Source organism: Ruminiclostridium cellobioparum DSM 1351 = ATCC 15832, assembly GCF_000621505.1.
Classification (GTDB): domain Bacteria; phylum Bacillota; class Clostridia; order Acetivibrionales; family DSM-1351; genus Ruminiclostridium; species Ruminiclostridium cellobioparum.
In genome coordinates, this window is record NZ_JHYD01000002.1 from 266,474 (window position 1) to 282,489 (window position 16,016).

14 protein-coding genes are annotated in these 16,016 nt (G+C 43.7%); 7 read left to right on the plus strand and 7 right to left on the minus strand.

All coding sequences use genetic code 11. From position 1 onward, the window contains the following. Positions 1-4: 4 nt before the first annotated feature. The 3 genes from T344_RS0103340 to T344_RS0103350 form a co-directional block, all read right to left on the minus strand. Positions 5-625 carry an HAD family hydrolase gene (locus T344_RS0103340; RefSeq protein ID WP_027627540.1) on the minus strand — a complete coding sequence of 207 codons (621 nt, stop codon included), beginning with the start codon at positions 623-625 and terminating at the stop codon, positions 5-7. A gap of 115 nt (positions 626-740) precedes the next feature. Further along, the gene (gene spoVB, locus T344_RS0103345; protein ID WP_027627541.1) at positions 741-2,249 is read right to left on the minus strand and encodes a stage V sporulation protein B; all 1,509 of its coding nucleotides are present in this window, start codon (positions 2,247-2,249) and stop codon (positions 741-743) included. Positions 2,250-2,385: 136 nt separating this feature from the next. Further along, on the minus strand, positions 2,386-2,652 hold the full coding sequence (locus tag T344_RS0103350) for a DUF1294 domain-containing protein (protein ID WP_004625981.1): 267 nt from the start codon (positions 2,650-2,652) through the stop codon (positions 2,386-2,388). A gap of 207 nt (positions 2,653-2,859) precedes the next feature. Between T344_RS0103350 and T344_RS0103355 the strand changes: the two genes are divergently transcribed. The 3 genes from T344_RS0103355 to T344_RS0103365 are packed head-to-tail and all read left to right on the plus strand — an operon-like array spanning position 2,860 to position 5,955. Further along, a complete protein-coding gene (locus tag T344_RS0103355) occupies positions 2,860-3,309 on the plus strand; it encodes an FHA domain-containing protein (protein ID WP_004626010.1) in 450 nt (149 codons plus the stop codon). 33 nt (positions 3,310-3,342) lie between these two features. Next, positions 3,343-4,542 (plus strand): FtsW/RodA/SpoVE family cell cycle protein, encoded by a 1,200-nt coding sequence (locus T344_RS0103360; RefSeq protein ID WP_027627542.1) that lies wholly within the window; start codon positions 3,343-3,345, stop codon positions 4,540-4,542. Further along, on the plus strand, positions 4,543-5,955 hold the full coding sequence (locus T344_RS0103365; protein WP_027627543.1) for a peptidoglycan D,D-transpeptidase FtsI family protein: 1,413 nt from the start codon (positions 4,543-4,545) through the stop codon (positions 5,953-5,955). A 33-nt stretch (positions 5,956-5,988) separates the two neighbouring features. On the opposite strand, the gene T344_RS0103370 is transcribed toward T344_RS0103365, so the two are convergent. The 3 genes from T344_RS0103370 to T344_RS0103380 form a co-directional block, all read right to left on the minus strand. After that, positions 5,989-8,181, minus strand: a complete 2,193-nt coding sequence (locus T344_RS0103370; protein WP_027627544.1) for a family 10 glycosylhydrolase — start codon at positions 8,179-8,181, stop codon at positions 5,989-5,991. 301 nt (positions 8,182-8,482) lie between these two features. Then, complete coding sequence (locus tag T344_RS0103375; protein ID WP_027627545.1) at positions 8,483-10,522, minus strand: MFS transporter; 2,040 nt, start codon at positions 10,520-10,522, stop codon at positions 8,483-8,485. A 19-nt stretch (positions 10,523-10,541) separates the two neighbouring features. Then, positions 10,542-11,114: a TetR/AcrR family transcriptional regulator gene (locus T344_RS0103380; protein ID WP_027627546.1), complete on the minus strand. Its 573-nt coding sequence runs from the start codon at positions 11,112-11,114 to the stop codon at positions 10,542-10,544. Between the two features lie 182 nt (positions 11,115-11,296). On the opposite strand from T344_RS0103380, the gene sdaAB reads away from it, so the two are divergent. Together sdaAB and sdaAA are read left to right on the plus strand one after the other, a co-directional pair. Then, a complete protein-coding gene (gene sdaAB, locus T344_RS0103385; protein WP_034860569.1) occupies positions 11,297-11,986 on the plus strand; it encodes an L-serine ammonia-lyase, iron-sulfur-dependent subunit beta in 690 nt (229 codons plus the stop codon). A 15-nt stretch (positions 11,987-12,001) separates the two neighbouring features. Next, positions 12,002-12,874: an L-serine ammonia-lyase, iron-sulfur-dependent, subunit alpha gene (gene sdaAA / locus T344_RS0103390; RefSeq protein WP_027627548.1), complete on the plus strand. Its 873-nt coding sequence runs from the start codon at positions 12,002-12,004 to the stop codon at positions 12,872-12,874. 155 nt (positions 12,875-13,029) lie between these two features. Here the strand turns inward: sdaAA and T344_RS30205 are convergent, their stop codons facing one another. Then, entirely contained in the window at positions 13,030-13,206 is a 177-nt protein-coding gene (locus tag T344_RS30205; RefSeq protein WP_004625936.1) for a YjfB family protein, read from the minus strand. 221 nt (positions 13,207-13,427) lie between these two features. Here T344_RS30205 and T344_RS0103405 point away from each other — a divergent pair, with 221 nt between their 5' ends. Continuing rightward, positions 13,428-15,206 carry a bifunctional homocysteine S-methyltransferase/methylenetetrahydrofolate reductase gene (locus tag T344_RS0103405; protein ID WP_027627549.1) on the plus strand — a complete coding sequence of 593 codons (1,779 nt, stop codon included), beginning with the start codon at positions 13,428-13,430 and terminating at the stop codon, positions 15,204-15,206. Further along, a complete protein-coding gene (locus tag T344_RS0103410) occupies positions 15,203-15,997 on the plus strand; it encodes a dihydropteroate synthase (protein ID WP_027627550.1) in 795 nt (264 codons plus the stop codon). The genes T344_RS0103405 and T344_RS0103410 overlap by 4 nt, the downstream gene beginning before the upstream one ends. Positions 15,998-16,016: the final 19 nt, after the last annotated feature.

Genomic DNA, 16,016 nt, shown 5'->3' on the forward strand with positions numbered 1-16,016 from the left:
AATACTATTTCAGCAGGTCCAGCAATTGGGAGGGAGTCTTCAAATAGTATTCCGCATCAATATTATCTGCGTTATTTGAACCCCATATGGCCAGAGCGAACTTTACACCGGCATTTCCAGCACACTGACTGTCAAAAAGAGTATCCCCGATGTATATGGTCTCTTCCGGGGAAGCACCCAGCCTTTCCATGGCCTTGAGCAGCGGCTGAGCATCAGGCTTGTGCTTTTCAGTGTCATCCGAGCATATTACCGCATCAAACTTGTCTATGAAACTCTGCAGACAACTGTCAATTTTTATTTCATAGCCGCACCTGGAGGTGACCACTGCCAGGGGCAGGTTCATTGACTTGAGAGTGTCTATCAGCTCATTGATGCCGTCAAAAGCCTTGCAGCGTTTGAACCCTTCAACAAGGTATTTATAATAGTCCTCCATTGCACTTTCAATATCAGTGAAGCCATACCTCTCAAGGGACTTTGGCGTGGGAACTCCATAGCCCTTCAGAAGTTCTTCTTCGGTGAAATATCTGCCGTGCTTTTGGAAAATGACACTCTGGTAGGCATACATTACTGCTTCTTCAGTATCTACCATGGTGCCGTCTACATCGAATACAACATATTTAAACATATTGGCCTCCAACATATAATGATAAAAATATAACATATCTGTTATTATAGCATTAAATGAGGCCCTGTGACCGATTATTTGCCGCAGGTCTGTGAAAACTGAAGAAATTCGGATGTTACAGAAGGTTATGCTTGAAATTATAAATTTTTGTCAGATAGAATATCACCAGGAAACAAACTCCTGTGGAAAGCAGGACGTCAAATACTATCAGATTGTCGGGAATGATATTGCTGATGAGTTTTACACAGAGGTAACCTGCCAGGCCGAAGAGGGCAAAGGACCAGCTTCTCAGGAAGGATATCCTGAACTCGCAGACTTTTCTGATTTCATATAAATTCAGCACCAGTCCGGTGACCGAAGAAATTACCAGTGAAATACCGTAACCGAAAATGTTCAGAGAAGGAATTCCGGTCAATACTATTACCAGAAGCAGACTTTCCACAGAAACGATAATGGAGTTCCTGAGATTGGCATTCTGTTTCCCGAGACCGTTCAGAATGCCAAAGGTGGCGGCGGTAACATAGCTTACGAAGTTGCAGACTCCGGCCGCCATTATCATCTTTCCCAGGTCGTCCCTGCCGTAGAATAAAAGTCCCAGCTTCTGGGGAATGCAGACTGAGACAATCAATGTGCCGAGGCCGACCAGGAAGGATATGCGCAGCACCTGGGAGATACGGTTTTCGGTGCTCCAGGAGTCCTTTTTGCTCAGGCTCAGTGACATATCCGGAATCATGACCGTCATCATGGAGCCCACAATTATAAAGGGGAGATTTACCGTTGTCAGGGACATACCTATAAATTTTCCTATCATCTCAAGTGCGGTGTCATAGCTCATTCCCGTACTTATCAGTCTTCTCGGGAGAATGAGTGTGGAAGCCGTGTTCAGTATGGAGGACAGGAAGCCGTTCAGGCTCAGCGGGCATGATATCACCAGAATGTCAACCAGCAGCTGCAGGGGATTTTTTACCCTGGTCTTTACCGGAACCAGCTTGCCGGAAAACAGCTTATAAGCGGAAAACAGCATTATCATGCTGATGGCTTCCCCCACGGCCAGTGCAAAATATGCCGTGGTTACGGCGCCCTTTATGTTTTTTACAGAAAGTATGGCCATGGTGGCAAGAAGAATGGTTACCCTGATGCATTTTTCGAGAATGTCAATACCTGCAGGGATTGTAAACTTTTCAAAGCCGTAAAAGAACCCTTTGAATATGGCCGACATGGGTATGAAAACCAGGGCCGGACAGATTATTCTTATTGCATCGGCAGCCCGGCTGTCTTTTATAAAAAAATTACTGATATTGGAGGCGTTCAAAAAGACCAGGAGAGCTACACAAATACTCCACAGCCCGATAAAACCCATTGCGACCTTTACTGTTCTGATGAGGTTGCGGTAATCCTTTTTACTGTTATAGACGGCGCAGGTTCTGGAGACTGCGGTGACCAGACCGTCGGCTGTGAGGCACAGCAGCAGGGAATATACCGGCATAATCAGACCGTACAAACCCAGCCCTTCAGCCCCAAGCTTTTTAGAAAGAATTATGGAAAAAGCAAATCCGATGAATCCTGTTATTAAGTTCGACATGGTAAGAATTGCAGAGTTTTTATAAAATTTGTCCAGTCCCATTTAAACATAGCCCCATTTATGTCTTATTATCGTTTAAGCCTTATTATAAATGCTTATTCATTATGAGACAGGTTTATTACTGGCTGTACCGCCTGGGCAGAAAAAAAGAGGTATCTTCCTTTAAACAAAAGATCCTCTATTTATTGAGCAGATAATAGATGAAAATGGACTGTGCCAGAATTATAAACGGCATAAGAGTCATGAAATACCAGTTCCTGGTTTTGTGATGAAATACGAATAATCCGATGTACACCCCGATGCTTCCACCGAGAATGGACAGCAAAAAGAAGGATCTTTCGGGTATTCTCCACAATTTGTTCTTAGCTTTAAACTTATCTAATGATACCAGTATAAATCCGAATATATTCAGAATTAACAACAGCGGTATAATAAAACTCTGCATAAACGCACCTCATTAAATATCCAAAGATGTATTATATTATAATAATACAATATTATACCTCATGAGTGCTAGTTTTTTCTTAAATACTAATTAAAAATGAATTTCTTGTTCATTTAATCAGTGATTCGGAGGTGACATTGCAGACAATTTGTAAAATGGCGAGTATTTGTATATAATAGGTTTAAAATCTGGTTAAAGGAGGTATGTATGAGATTCGACTTACTTGACTTGAGTTTTTTCGGCATTTTGTTGAAAATAGTACTTATTGTCATTATATATATAATAATTGTTCAAGCCCTGAAGATCATGTCCAGGGATGTTAAGAGAGGCAGTCTGGCGGGCGGGAAGAATCTTGGCTGGAAGCTCAGGATAGTTTACCCCGGAGACGGCGGAAATTTCGTTGAAGGAGACAGCGTACCTATCGGAAACAAGCTTACCATCGGCAGAAACAAGTTTAACCAGATGGTGCTGCCGTCACCGTCGGTTTCAAACTATCACGCAAAAATATATTTCGAAGACGGACGTTACATGCTGGAGGACCTGAACTCAACAAATGGTACGTTTATCAACGGTATCGTGGTGGATAAAAAAAGTTTGCAGCCCGGTGATGAGATAAGTATTTCTCAGACCGTGCTGACGGTAACTGATGATGAGTGAGCTTAAAGCCATGGTATGGCTTGGAAAGTTGATATGACAAAACGACTTAAAACTTTACAGTTTCTTATATATTTATTTATATTTTTTGGATTTCTTAATCTGGCTTTTTTGGGTAAGCCCATCGATCCCATGGCCGGCGTATTTTTTGCGGTAATAACGGTTATAGTAGCCGTGACCTCCTGGGTACTTAAAAAGTATTATCCAATGGGAGACAGGCTTATATTCCTGCTGGCCATGCTGCTTTGTTCCATCGGAATGATAATGTTGTTCCGGCTCAGCAGGACAATAGCTCTCAAACAGCTTGTATGGCTTATAATAGGGATAGTGATGTTTTTATTTGTTGTGCTCTATCTCAAAAAGGGACTTGTAAAATACGCCGGTTACAGATACGTATTCCTGGCCGGAACTATAGCATTTATGGCTATGGCCACATTTATCGGTGTGGAAATACTAGGGGCGAAAAACTGGGTGAAAATCGGTCCTTACGGCTTTCAGCCCTCGGAATTCGGAAAGATATTTCTTATACTTTATCTGTCGGCAGCTCTTTCGGATATTAGATCCAGAAAACAGCTTATCGAACCAGGAATAGTCATAATAATTTCGCTGGGTTTTATGGTTTTGCAGAAAGACCTTGGAACGGCCCTTATCATATTTGCAGTATCGGTAACAATGGTTTATCTTGCAACTTCAAAAAAGCTTTACGTCCTGATCTCCCTGGGTTTGTTCGGAGCAGGGGGCGCGGCCAGCTATGCGGTTTTCGGGCACATCCGGAAGCGTTTTATGATATGGCTCAATCCATGGGATTATGTTTATAACGAAAGCTACCAGCTCGTACAATCCATGTACGCCATTGCTATGGGCGGACTCTTTGGAAGAGGTCTTGGCATGGGGCATCCGGGGTATGTGGCAGTTAATGAATCGGACTTTATATTCTCGGTTATTTGTGAGGAAATGGGGCTTTTGATGGGACTTGCCATTTTGATACTGCATTTCCTGCTGTTTTACAGATCAATCAGGAGCGCTCTCCATGCCGAAAACAATTTTACAAAGCTTTTGACGGCAGGGCTCAGTGTAATGACGGCCACTCAGGCTCTTGTAATCGTGGGGGGAGTTACCGGCTTTATACCGCTGACAGGCATTACGCTGCCCTTTGTCAGCTATGGCGGAACCTCCCTGCTGATCAGCTTTCTGTCATTAAGCATAATTCAGAAGGTATCCGAAGGTGATGAATAAATGGACAATCTGACAACCAATATAAAACGTGTAATGATAATTTTCCTGATAGTTTTTATCGTTTTAATCAGCTATCTCTCATATTTCACGCTCTTCAGAGGGCCTGAAATCGCCACCAGGCCCGACAACAGGAGAATGTGGGACATAAGAAACAAGGTGGTAAGGGGAACTATTTATGATAAAAACGGAAAAGAACTGTCTGTCAGTGAAAAGGCAAAGAACAATCAGTACAAGAGAACCTATAAGGGCGGAGCGGCCACCGCACATGTGCTTGGCTATTACGACCCTCAATACGGCATCTCGGGACTTGAAAACCTTTATGACAGTTATCTGTCCAGCAACATATCCGCATCGTTTATGGCGTGGGTGGGCAACGGCTTCAAGGAGGTAGACAAGAAGGGGGATGATGTTTATACATCTCTTGACCTGGGCCTTCAGCAGACGGCATATAATGCCCTGGGTTCCTCCCGCGGTTCGGTTGTGGTAATTAAGGTGGATACGGGAGAAATCCTGGCTATGGTGTCCAAGCCTTCATATGACCCGAACAAACTAGGGGAAATCTGGAAGCAGCTGAGCACTGATGAACAAAGGCCGCTGCTGAACAGAGCCGTTTCGGGGCTCTATCCCCCGGGTTCGACCTTTAAGGTAGTGACAGGGGTCAGTGCTCTTGAAAATATAGACGGAATTGAGAAGGAAACCTTTAATGACGAGGGCAAGCTGGTTTTGGGCCCGGATTACACGCTGAGCAACGACCAGGGCAAAGCCATGGGAAAAATAAATTTTGAACAGGCCATGGTTAAATCCAGCAATGTATTTTTCGGAAATCTCGGGATACGCCTGGAGAAGAATTTATTCAAGACTGCCGAAAAATTCGGATTTAACAGGAATATTCCGACAGATGGCATAATCATTGACAACAGCAGATTCCCTAAATATGATGTATCTGAAAAAGGAAATCTTGCCCAGGCCGGAATAGGTCAGGCAGAAGTGCTGGCCACTCCGGTACAGATGGCACTGGTAGCACAGACCATAGCAAATGACGGAGTGATGCTGAAGCCAGTGCTTGTGGACAAGGTAGTTGATTACAGCGGGAATACCGTTAAAGAATTCAGGCCCGATGAAATAGATCGGATCACTTCTCCGGGCTATGCAGCCGAAATAAAGAGGTTTATGCGAGATGTTGTTGCAAAGGGTACGGGTACAAGGGCACAGGTCAGCGGGATACAGGTCTGCGGCAAAACCGGTACGGCACAGCACCTTGAAAGTAAAAACCCACACAGCTGGTTCATCGGCTTTGCACCGTATAAAAACCCTGAAATAGCCGTTGCGGTTATAGTGGAGGAGGGCGGTTACGGCGGAACGGCAGCTGCAAAAATATCCTCACAGGTCATGAGCAAGTATTTCAAAAAGTAAAAGTACTTGAAAGCACTATACATCCCGGCCTGTCTAATTAAGTTTTTGCAGCAGCTTTGACAATATTACTGCAATTTCGGCTCTTGTGGCCTGGGCTCTTGGATTGAGCCTGTTGCCGGAACCGCTGATGATCCCGTTCTTAACCATTACGGCCATAGCCTCGGCTGCATAGCCGCTTATCTGAGACGAATCGGAAAATGCGGCCAGTTGGCTCCCGTCGGCCGGCTGCAGCGGAATACCTGAAACCTGGGCAGCTTTGTACACCTGTACCAGCAAATCCTGCCGTGTAATGCCTGATTTGGGATCAAAATATCCATTTCCGGTCCCGGCGGTGAGACCCAGCTCTCTGGCTGTTCCAATGGCATTGTAATAATAGGAATTGGCCGGCACATCGGTAAAATTACTGCTGAATTGGGCCTGCAGGCCGGCGGTTTTTACAAGCATAAGGATAAAATCTCCGCGCCTGGAATTGGCTGCCGGCATAAAATTATTCTGTCCAACTCCCGATACGATGCCCTTTTCATATAGATAGTCTATTGAGTCCACAGCCCAGTAAACATTTTGGCCCACGTCGCTAAAGTATTTTGAGCCATTGCTTAGTTTTAAGGCCTGGCTTTGGTTATGGAGCCTGTCAAGAGCGGTGATAACATATACAGCCCCATTCAGACCGGTTCCCGCAGTGTCGGTAAACTGCTGCAGACCCGCGGTCTTGCGTCTTACTGTGGCAATGAGTTTTCTGGCGCTTTCATTTGAGTTTATATCTATGGTTTCAGTGTTTGAGTATCTGTAAATTGCATAATATGCAGTTGACGTATCGTTGTCAGTCCAGGTCAGCCTTATTCCATCCGAAGCCGAAGTGATTGTACCATTTTCCGGAACTGCCGGAGCACGTCCGCCTTTCCAGGGCATGGCAGGCACAAGGACTTTGGTGGACCACAAATCCTTTTGGAGAGCGGAAACTACTGCCTGCATGGGGCTTTCAAAAAAGTGGTTAATCCTGAACATAACACTGCCCTGAATCTCAGGTTTAACGGTGTTATACTTTATCTGGCGTGTCATTTCAGGTACTCCGTTATCTGTTGAAAAATCCCTGTCATTTGTGGAGTTTCCTTCATTTATCCGGTAAAGTGCCTGCCCTATGTACAGGTGGACATTCTTGCCCTTCACGGCATTTGACCACCAGCTGGCAAGCTCGCCATAGGGAGCGGCCGGATTTGCATAGGTAAAATAAATTTGAGGACATATATAGTCTATCAATTCTTCATCCACCCATTTTTTAGTGTCGGCATAGCATTTGTCGTAATTGGTATAGGAGGAATTGGTATTGGAGCCTGCGGGATCGTCCTTTTTGTTTCTCCAGATGGCGGAGGGGCTTATTCCGAACTTTACCCAGGGTTTTTCCGAGCTTATTCTTGCCGATAATTCCTTTATCAGAAGATATGTATTATTTCTCCTCCAATCAGCCTTTTTGGCAAACTGTCCATTGTTATATTTCTGATAAGTGGAATCGTCTCCCATCTCATTGTTAACTTCTTCATAATAAAAGTAATCATCGAAATGGACACCGTCGATATCATAATTCCTGACAACCTCCATTACACAGTCCTCAACCCATTTCCTTGCCTCGGGAATGCCAGGGTCAAGTACAAATCTGTTGCTGGCTGTCCTGATCCAGTCGGGGTGTTCCTTATAAACACTCTTAGGTATATTCAGGGAAGCTTTTGTGGCGTTACCGGTATCCATGGAAATCCGGTAGGGGTTGAACCAGGCATGCAGCTCCATATTTCTTTTGTGAGCCTCATCTATGGCAAATTGCAGCGGATCAAAGCCGGGGTCTTTTCCAAATGTACCGGTGAGATACCGGGACCAGGGGGCCAGGCTGGACTTATATAAGGCATCGCCTGTTGAGCGTACCTGTAGAAAAACAGCATTCATGTTAAGGGCTGCGGCTTTGTCCAATAATTTTATTAATTCTTCCTTGGACTTTTGAATCCTGAGATTTGTGTCTGCAATTGCCCTGGTTTTGGAGGAAGGCCAGTCCAGATTTGCAACGGTACTTATCCAGGCGCCGCGGAGCTGGCTTTTGGTCACCGGAGTAGCCGCAGGAATATATTGCAGATACGGATCCCATGCAGCCGCAAAGGACTGAAAAGTAATAGACAAAGCGAGTAAACATAAAAACAGCAGACTGAACAGGCGTATGTAAGAATTTGACTTGATGTGCATGATAACCCCCGGAAACATATGACCCATAAACAACTAAAAACAACTGAAAATAAATAAGTAACTAAATAAATAAGTAACTAAATAAATAACTAATATATATTGTTGGTTTACATAAAATTAATCTCTGGTAATATGTTAAGGCATACTGTGTTGTTTAGTCAAGAAAAACAGCTCTGTGGGAAAAATTGCAAGGGCAGACCGGTTCCATATTAGTAAGCCAGGTCTGCCTCGTAAAAAGTATGTCAATACCTATTTACTTTTTCGATTAAAATCAATTATTAAATGACTCATGCAATATTTTTTAATCTTTTAAAACAGGCTCATGTGAAACAGGATCACGGTACATCAACAGCAGTAAAATTGACAGCAGGCAGAAAACTGCCACAGTAAGGTACATTTGTTTGAAGCCCGTACTTAACGAAGTCTGAAACGATTGTTCAAGCTGAGGACCGATCCTGTCTATTTTTGCAAGGTAGTCGTTTTTAGCCTTTTCAAATTCACCGGGGATTACATTGTTCAGTTCTTCCATTTTGACCAGTGTACCGGCCAGTTTGCTTTTTTGCGCCTTCATGGCGGTTAGTGCCGCATCCCTACCCTGAACATCTGGACCGACCTGTCCCGGCCCGGATGCATCAGGCATGGCTTCCATCCTGGATATGGCAGTATCAATTCCTGTAATCCCTTTATTGATACCGTCAATGCCCTGTTTTATGCCGGAACGGATATCTTCAATAACCGCCGGTGTATTCCGGTCAAACATGTATGAGGAGATTTCCTTTGCTTTGTCTTTTATATTTGTGACATCGGCTGTCTGCATGGACTTCAGCAAGTCAGCCGGAAGTCCTTCACCTCTGTTTATATCAAACTTCATGCCGGCGTTCATACTCAGATCGGGAATTTTCACATCCTTGAGCATATCTGCCATTCTTGGGTCCATTTTCATTTCCTCAAAGGTTTTGTTCAATTCCACTGCCTGGGATATAGCGGGGACAGAAGGCTGCGGCAGCAGATTCACAAGTTCGTGCTGAGCTACAATACCTGCCTGTGAAATAAACCCTATCATTATGGAGGGAGCAATAACAGTACCGATGGACCTAACAAGTGAAAGTGCCGCCAGTGCTGAATTTGCCTGCTCCTGCCTGGTATTGCCCAGCATCATGTAGTTTAAAGGGGAACCCATTACGAAGCCCAGACCTGTTCCTATCAGAGCAAGACTGACCAAAACCGTTGCCAGGCTGTTGGCCTCTGTTGCCGCAAAAGCCAGGAACAGCGAACCTGCAAGTGATACCAGGAAGCCTCCTGTCAGTATTTTACCGGCACCGTACCGGTCCACCAGCTTACCGCTCATAGGAGCACCTATGGCTGTAAATATTCCTAATACCGTTACAAAATATCCGCCTTTTCCGGTGGCAATGTGCAGTGCATTCTCGGAAAATTGAGGTACAAATATCATACCCATCATGCAGACACCGACAAAAAAGCCTGTGATAAGAGTAATAAGTATTTGGGGTGATGTGAAATATTTCAGGTTAAGAATGGGATCCTGTGCCCGTTTTTCAATAAAAATAAAAGCGGGCAGTAAAATAACAAAAAATATTAAATACGGATAAACACTTGTGTTTTTTAATGTGTTTACGAAATCAAAAAAGTCTATATTTTTCAGGCCGTAAATCAGTGACAATATCATGGATACTATGACTACGGTACCCAGTAAGTCTATTTTACCCGGCTTTTCAGCAGTTTTGTTAACAGGCAGGAATATTATCCCAAAAACAATTATAGTAACACTGATCGGTAAATTGATATAAAAGAGGTATTGCCAGTTATCCATACCCCAAATGTCAAGTATGGCACTGCCCAGGGAGGATCCCAGTATGTTGGCCAAACCGTATACTCCTCCTAAAAGCCCCAGGGCCATTCCTCTTTTTTCTTCAGGAAAGGTGGTGCCAAACTCGGCATTTGCAACAGGCATTATTCCGCCGCCGCCGATTGCCTGTATGACACGGCCGGTCAGCAGCATCGGAAAGCTTTCGAAATTGGAGGAAAGACCGCAGATAAGAGAACCGGTTCCGAACAAAGTTATACATACAAGGTAGACATGCTTCCTTCCAATCCTGTCGGCAATTTTACCTGAAACAGGGATTGAAGCTGCATAAGCCAGAGTAAAAATAGTTATCATCCATATGCCGAGTTTGTCTTCAACACCAAGATTGGCCTGTATGACTGTTCTGGCGGGTGTTATGATCCCGGTGTCAATTGCCCCCATAAATACTCCCAGCATATAAAGCAGCATCAGCATACCCAATTTTGGTTTTGAATCGGAATTATTAAGTCGAACCATAAGAAGCTCCTTTATTGAATTAATTTGTTGTCGTCAATTGGTTTATAAGAGCACAAAGCGAAGGTTTTATTTTAGCAAATCCGGCACTTTCGTTTGAATAGGAAATAAGGATGTGAGAGATAATATCACAAATATCCAGGGTTTCCGGTGAGCTTTTTTGCATGTCACAGTAGGAATTTACCAGGGTTAAAACCTTTTCCGATATCTGATTTCTCAGCAGAACTCTTTTCTCATTGAGTTTACTTACATTCATCTCTTCAGTATTTTCTATGGGATGATCTTGAAACCATTTACCATGAACGTTGATCATAAAGTAATTTAATTCGTTGAATATAATTTCCAGTTTGTCGATTATCTGGGATGTATTTTTAGTATTTTGATCAATCCTTCTAAGCATAAGTTTCCACTCGTTCATAAGGATTTCGGCAATAATCTGGTTTTTAGAACTATAGTAGTTATAGACCGTACCGGTTGCAACGCCGCATCTGGCCGCAATATTCCTGATGTTTAATTCGGAATAGCCTGTTTCTTTGATCATTTGACGGGTTACGGCCAAAATATCCTCTTTTACATTTGTTAAATTTTTAGGCATAATTATCTCCTCTTTAATATGAACAATGTTCATTATACTTTGTTTTATTTTTTTTAGCAATAATAAAATTTTAATAATTGATAAATTACAGATACTATTTTTGTACTTTATTATATTTTTCATATATAATTCTTATATAATTGATATATTGATATATGATTCGGGATTTATAACTTGAAAGGGTGATTGTAATAGAGATTAGTATTTTTGAAGTGTTGGGCCCAATAATGATCGGTCCCTCCAGCTCGCATACAGCAGGTGCCGCAAAGATAGCGCGCATTGCAAGGACGGTGGCCAATGAAGATGTAAAAAGGGTTGTGTTCGGACTCCATGGTTCCTTTGCCAAAACCTACAAAGGGCACGGTACCGATAAAGCGCTTGTGGCAGGGGTGCTGGGGATGAAGGAGGATGATGAAAATATCAGAAATTCCTTTACCATTGCCGAATTAAACGGTGTGGATTACCAGTTCAGGGAAATCGATCTGACTAATGCACATGACAATTCGGTGCTGATTGAAATCATAGACAGCAATAACAAGTATCATAAGGTCATCGGTGCGTCTATCGGAGGAGGAAGGATACTGATTACAAATATAGACGATTTTGAAGTGGAAATAGCAGCTGAAAATCCTGTTATCATTACAAGGAATAAGGATAAGAAGGGTGTTATCAGTGAGATAACCTCATTGCTGGCTCAAAACAACATAAATATCGCAGTCATGAGGGTCAGCCGCAAGGAGAAAGGGACGGAAGCCTCCACCATCATTGAAACCGATGACGAAATATCTCATGCTATCATCGACCAACTGTCCCAAATCGAATATGTGGATGATGTAAAGGTTATGAATTTTATGGATAATAAAGCACTTTAAATATAAGGAGAGTTTATGTACAGTAACGGCCGTGAGCTTTTGGAGCTCGCAAACAGCAGGAACCTGAGACTTTACGATGTCATTCTTGAGAATGAAATGAAAATATCGGAAAGGTCGGAGCAGGAAATAAAAGATGCAATGCGAAAAAGGTATAACGTCATGAAGGACTCGTCACAAAAAGCGCTGTCAGAACCTCAGGAGACAGTGGGAGGCATGATTTCGGGCGATTCCAGGAAAATAAATGATTTTACGGAGGAAGGCAGGACCCTGTCAGGGGATTTTATGTGCAGGATGATGGCCAGAGCCCTTTCCTCCTGCGAAGTAAACGCTTCCATGGGCAGGGTGTGCGCCGCACCTACGGCAGGCTCCTGCGGAATAGTGCCTGCCGTCATAATCTCGGTGTGCGAGAAACTGGGTCTGGATGAGGAAAGCGCCGTCAGGGGACTGATCACCTGCTCCGGCATAGGCGCAATCATTGTAAAGAACGCCACTGTAGCCGGAGCAGAGGGAGGCTGCCAGGCCGAATGCGGTGTGGCGGCAGCCATGAGCGCAGCTGCGGTGGTTGAACTGGCCGGCGGCACACCCGAGATGAGCCTCAATGCAGCAGCTATAGCTTTGAAGAATATTCTGGGGCTCATATGCGACCCTGTTGCCGGCCTGGTGGAAGTGCCCTGCGCAAAAAGGAATGCATCCCAGGCGGTTAATGCGGTAACTTCTGCAGATCTGGCCCTGGCGGGCATAAAAAGCAATGTACCCTTTGATGAGGTTGTGGAGGCCATGTACAAAGTGGGGAAAATGCTTCCCTACCAGCTGAGGGAAACTGCCATGGGGGGATTGGCCGCTACTGAAACCGCCGGAAAAATAGCCGACGGTATCTTCAGGAGATAGCAGTTTTCAACTGTTTGTGCGGATGGTACTGCACGGCAAAACAAAAAACCATAGGACCGGATGGAACCGGCTTATGGTTTTGCTGTTTTTTAAAATCATTTAGGTTACAATCAATTCACAATGCAGGATATGACTGCAGGGTTTAACTTAAATAATCAAACACTTTGGTCAAAATTGCCTCCTAAATTGGGATTGACACTGAGTTCCATCATTTTTGTAAGAGCCTGTGAGTCCTCTTCAGCAGCGTTCATTGCGAGTTTTGTTACGGCAAGGCTTGCTTTCTCGCTGACTGCGGCTTGTGACTTCAGCACAGATAAAGCTTCAATATCCATTTCAAAACCACTCCTTTATTATTTCAAATATATCTAAACTCATATTATAATTTTACACCTTTCAACATTAAACTACAATATGTTCTTGTTTTTTATGGTAACTATAACAATGTATTCCTTGACTGACACAATAACTAAACGTATAATATTTCAAAGGGTATAGGACTTGAGCCGGCAGGGCCCGGCACGGGTATCCCTTATTATCCGAAGGAATGAATATTATGAAATTAAATGTTACGAAACTATTTGAAAATAAAGATTATTTTCTGTTTGACGGTGCCATGGGCACCTATTATTCCTCCAGGCATGACAACAGCATTGCATGTGAGACTGCCAACCTGAACGACGGCCAGACGATTTTACGTATACACAGGGAATATATTGAAGCCGGTGCAAATGCCATAAAGACAAATACTTTTGCAGCCAACAGGTTTTCTTTGACCTGTGAGCAGTCAGAGGTGGAGCAAATCATAAAAAAAGGCTGGGAAATTGCCAATGCTGCCGTGAGAGACAGGGAAACAGCCGTTTTTGCGGATATCGGTCCCGTTCCAATACCACAGGGACAGGAAGAAGAGACGGAATACAAAAAGCTGGCTGATATATTTCTTCAATGCGGTGCTGAAAATTTTCTGTTCGAAACCTTTTCGCGTTATGATATTATTCTTGAACTGGCTGCCCATATCAGACTCAAAAAGCCTGATGCCGTTATAATTGCTTCCTTTGCTGTCTACCCCGACGGATATTCCAAAGAGGGGTTGTTTTTTCAGGATATATTTAAAAAGGTCAGTTCCAGCGGTCTGGTCAATGCCTGTGGATTTAACTGTATCAGTGGTCCGGCGCATATGTGCAGACTGGTGGGCCAGCTGGATATAAAGGGCAGGCTGGTCACTGTCATGCCAAACTCCGGATATCCTTCCTCGGAAAGAGGCAGGACGGTTTACGTTGACAATTCCCATTACTTTGCTGAAAAAATGCTGGAACTGAAAAAGCTTGGTGTGAAAATACTGGGCGGCTGCTGCGGAACAACACCGCATCACATAGCCGTTACCGCAAAATTGCTGGCCGGCAGCGGAAGTGCAGCAGGCAATACCGGGCAGCAGGCTGATAAACAGGTTCTACCTGCAAATAGAAAGCCTTTGATCCAAAAGCTCATAGCTGAAAAGAAGCCCATTCTGGTTGAAATAGATCCGCCCTTTGATACAAACTGGGAGTACATGCTGCGGGATGCCTTCCTGCTGAAAACTGCGGGGGCGGATATGATAACAATTGCCGACTCGCCGCTGGCAAAATCAAGAGCGGACAGTTCAATGATGGCTGCCAGGCTGCAGCGGGAGGCAGGCTTGCCCGCAATGCCTCACATTACCTGCAGGGACAGGAATCTGCTGGGTATAAAGGCAACCTTGCTGGGCTTAAATATCGAGGGCATCAGAAATGTTTTGCTTGTAACAGGTGATCCCATTGCCATCATTGAAAGAAAGGACGTTAAGGGAGTCTACAGTATGAACTCCTCAAATCTGGCAAATTACGTGTCAAGCCTGAATGACAACGTATTCGGTGAGGCTTCCTTTGAAATAGGCGGAGCCTTGAACGTAAATGCACCTAATTTCGATGCCGAGTTAAGACGCTCTGTTAAAAAGATCGAAAATGGAATAAGCTTCTTCCTGACACAGGCAATATATACTGAAACCGCCGTAAATAATGCGGTCAAGGCTTTTGAAGTGTTAAAGGTACCTGTGTTTGCAGGAATAATGCCCATTGTGGGGTATAAGAACGCACAGTTTATAAATAACGAGGTTCCGGGAATAGACATAGATGCAGCTACTGTTGAAAGCTTCCGGGACAAGAGCAGGGAAGAATCGGAAATTCTTGGTATAGAACACTCAATGAAGTGTATAAATAAATTGTATGAACATGTTTCCGGATTTTATATAATGACACCGCTTAAGAGAATACATGTGGTTTGTGAATTAATAAAGAGGATTAAGGAGAAAAAGGTATGATAATAGTTGGTGAGAAATTAAACAGTTCAATCCCGAGGATATTTGAGCTCATGAAGGCGAAAAATACTGAAGAACTCAAAAAAATTGCCGTAGATCAGCAAAACGCCGGAGCCGATTTTCTTGACATCAATACTGCGATTTTCAGAGAGCAGGAAATTGAAATGATGGAATATGTTCTCGGTATAGTGCTTGAGAGTACAGAATGCGGTATTATGCTGGATTCACCTTCTCCGGCAGTGATTGAAAAGGCAATCGGGCTCATATCGGGAAGAGAAGTAATAATCAATTCAATAACTCTCCAGGATAGGATAAATGAGCTTTTACCGGTTGTAAAGTCCTATAATTCAGGAGTTGTATGCCTGCCCATAGATAAGGACGGTATTCCAAAAACAGCTGAAAAGCGGGTGGAAAATTCGCTTAAGCTGGTTGAAATACTTCAGGAAGCGGGAATTGCAAAGGATAAAATATATATTGATGTTCTGGCGGAAGCTCTTGCCGTTGATAACGAAAATGCCAGAACAACAATAGAGTCCATAGCAGCCCTGAGAAAGGCACAGCCGGATATTCATATTATTTGCGGGGTTTCAAACGTATCCTTCGGTCTTCCCAAAAGGCCGGACATAAATGCCGCTTTTCTTAACACGGCTATTTACGCCGGCCTTGACAGCGGTATTGTGGATATAACAAACCAACAGATACGGAGTACTGTATTTATTGCAGAAATGATTGCGGGTAGGGATGAATTTTGCATGGAGTATCTTGGCTATTTCAGAGGGCAAAAGAATAACTGATCATAATTTTATATTCTGC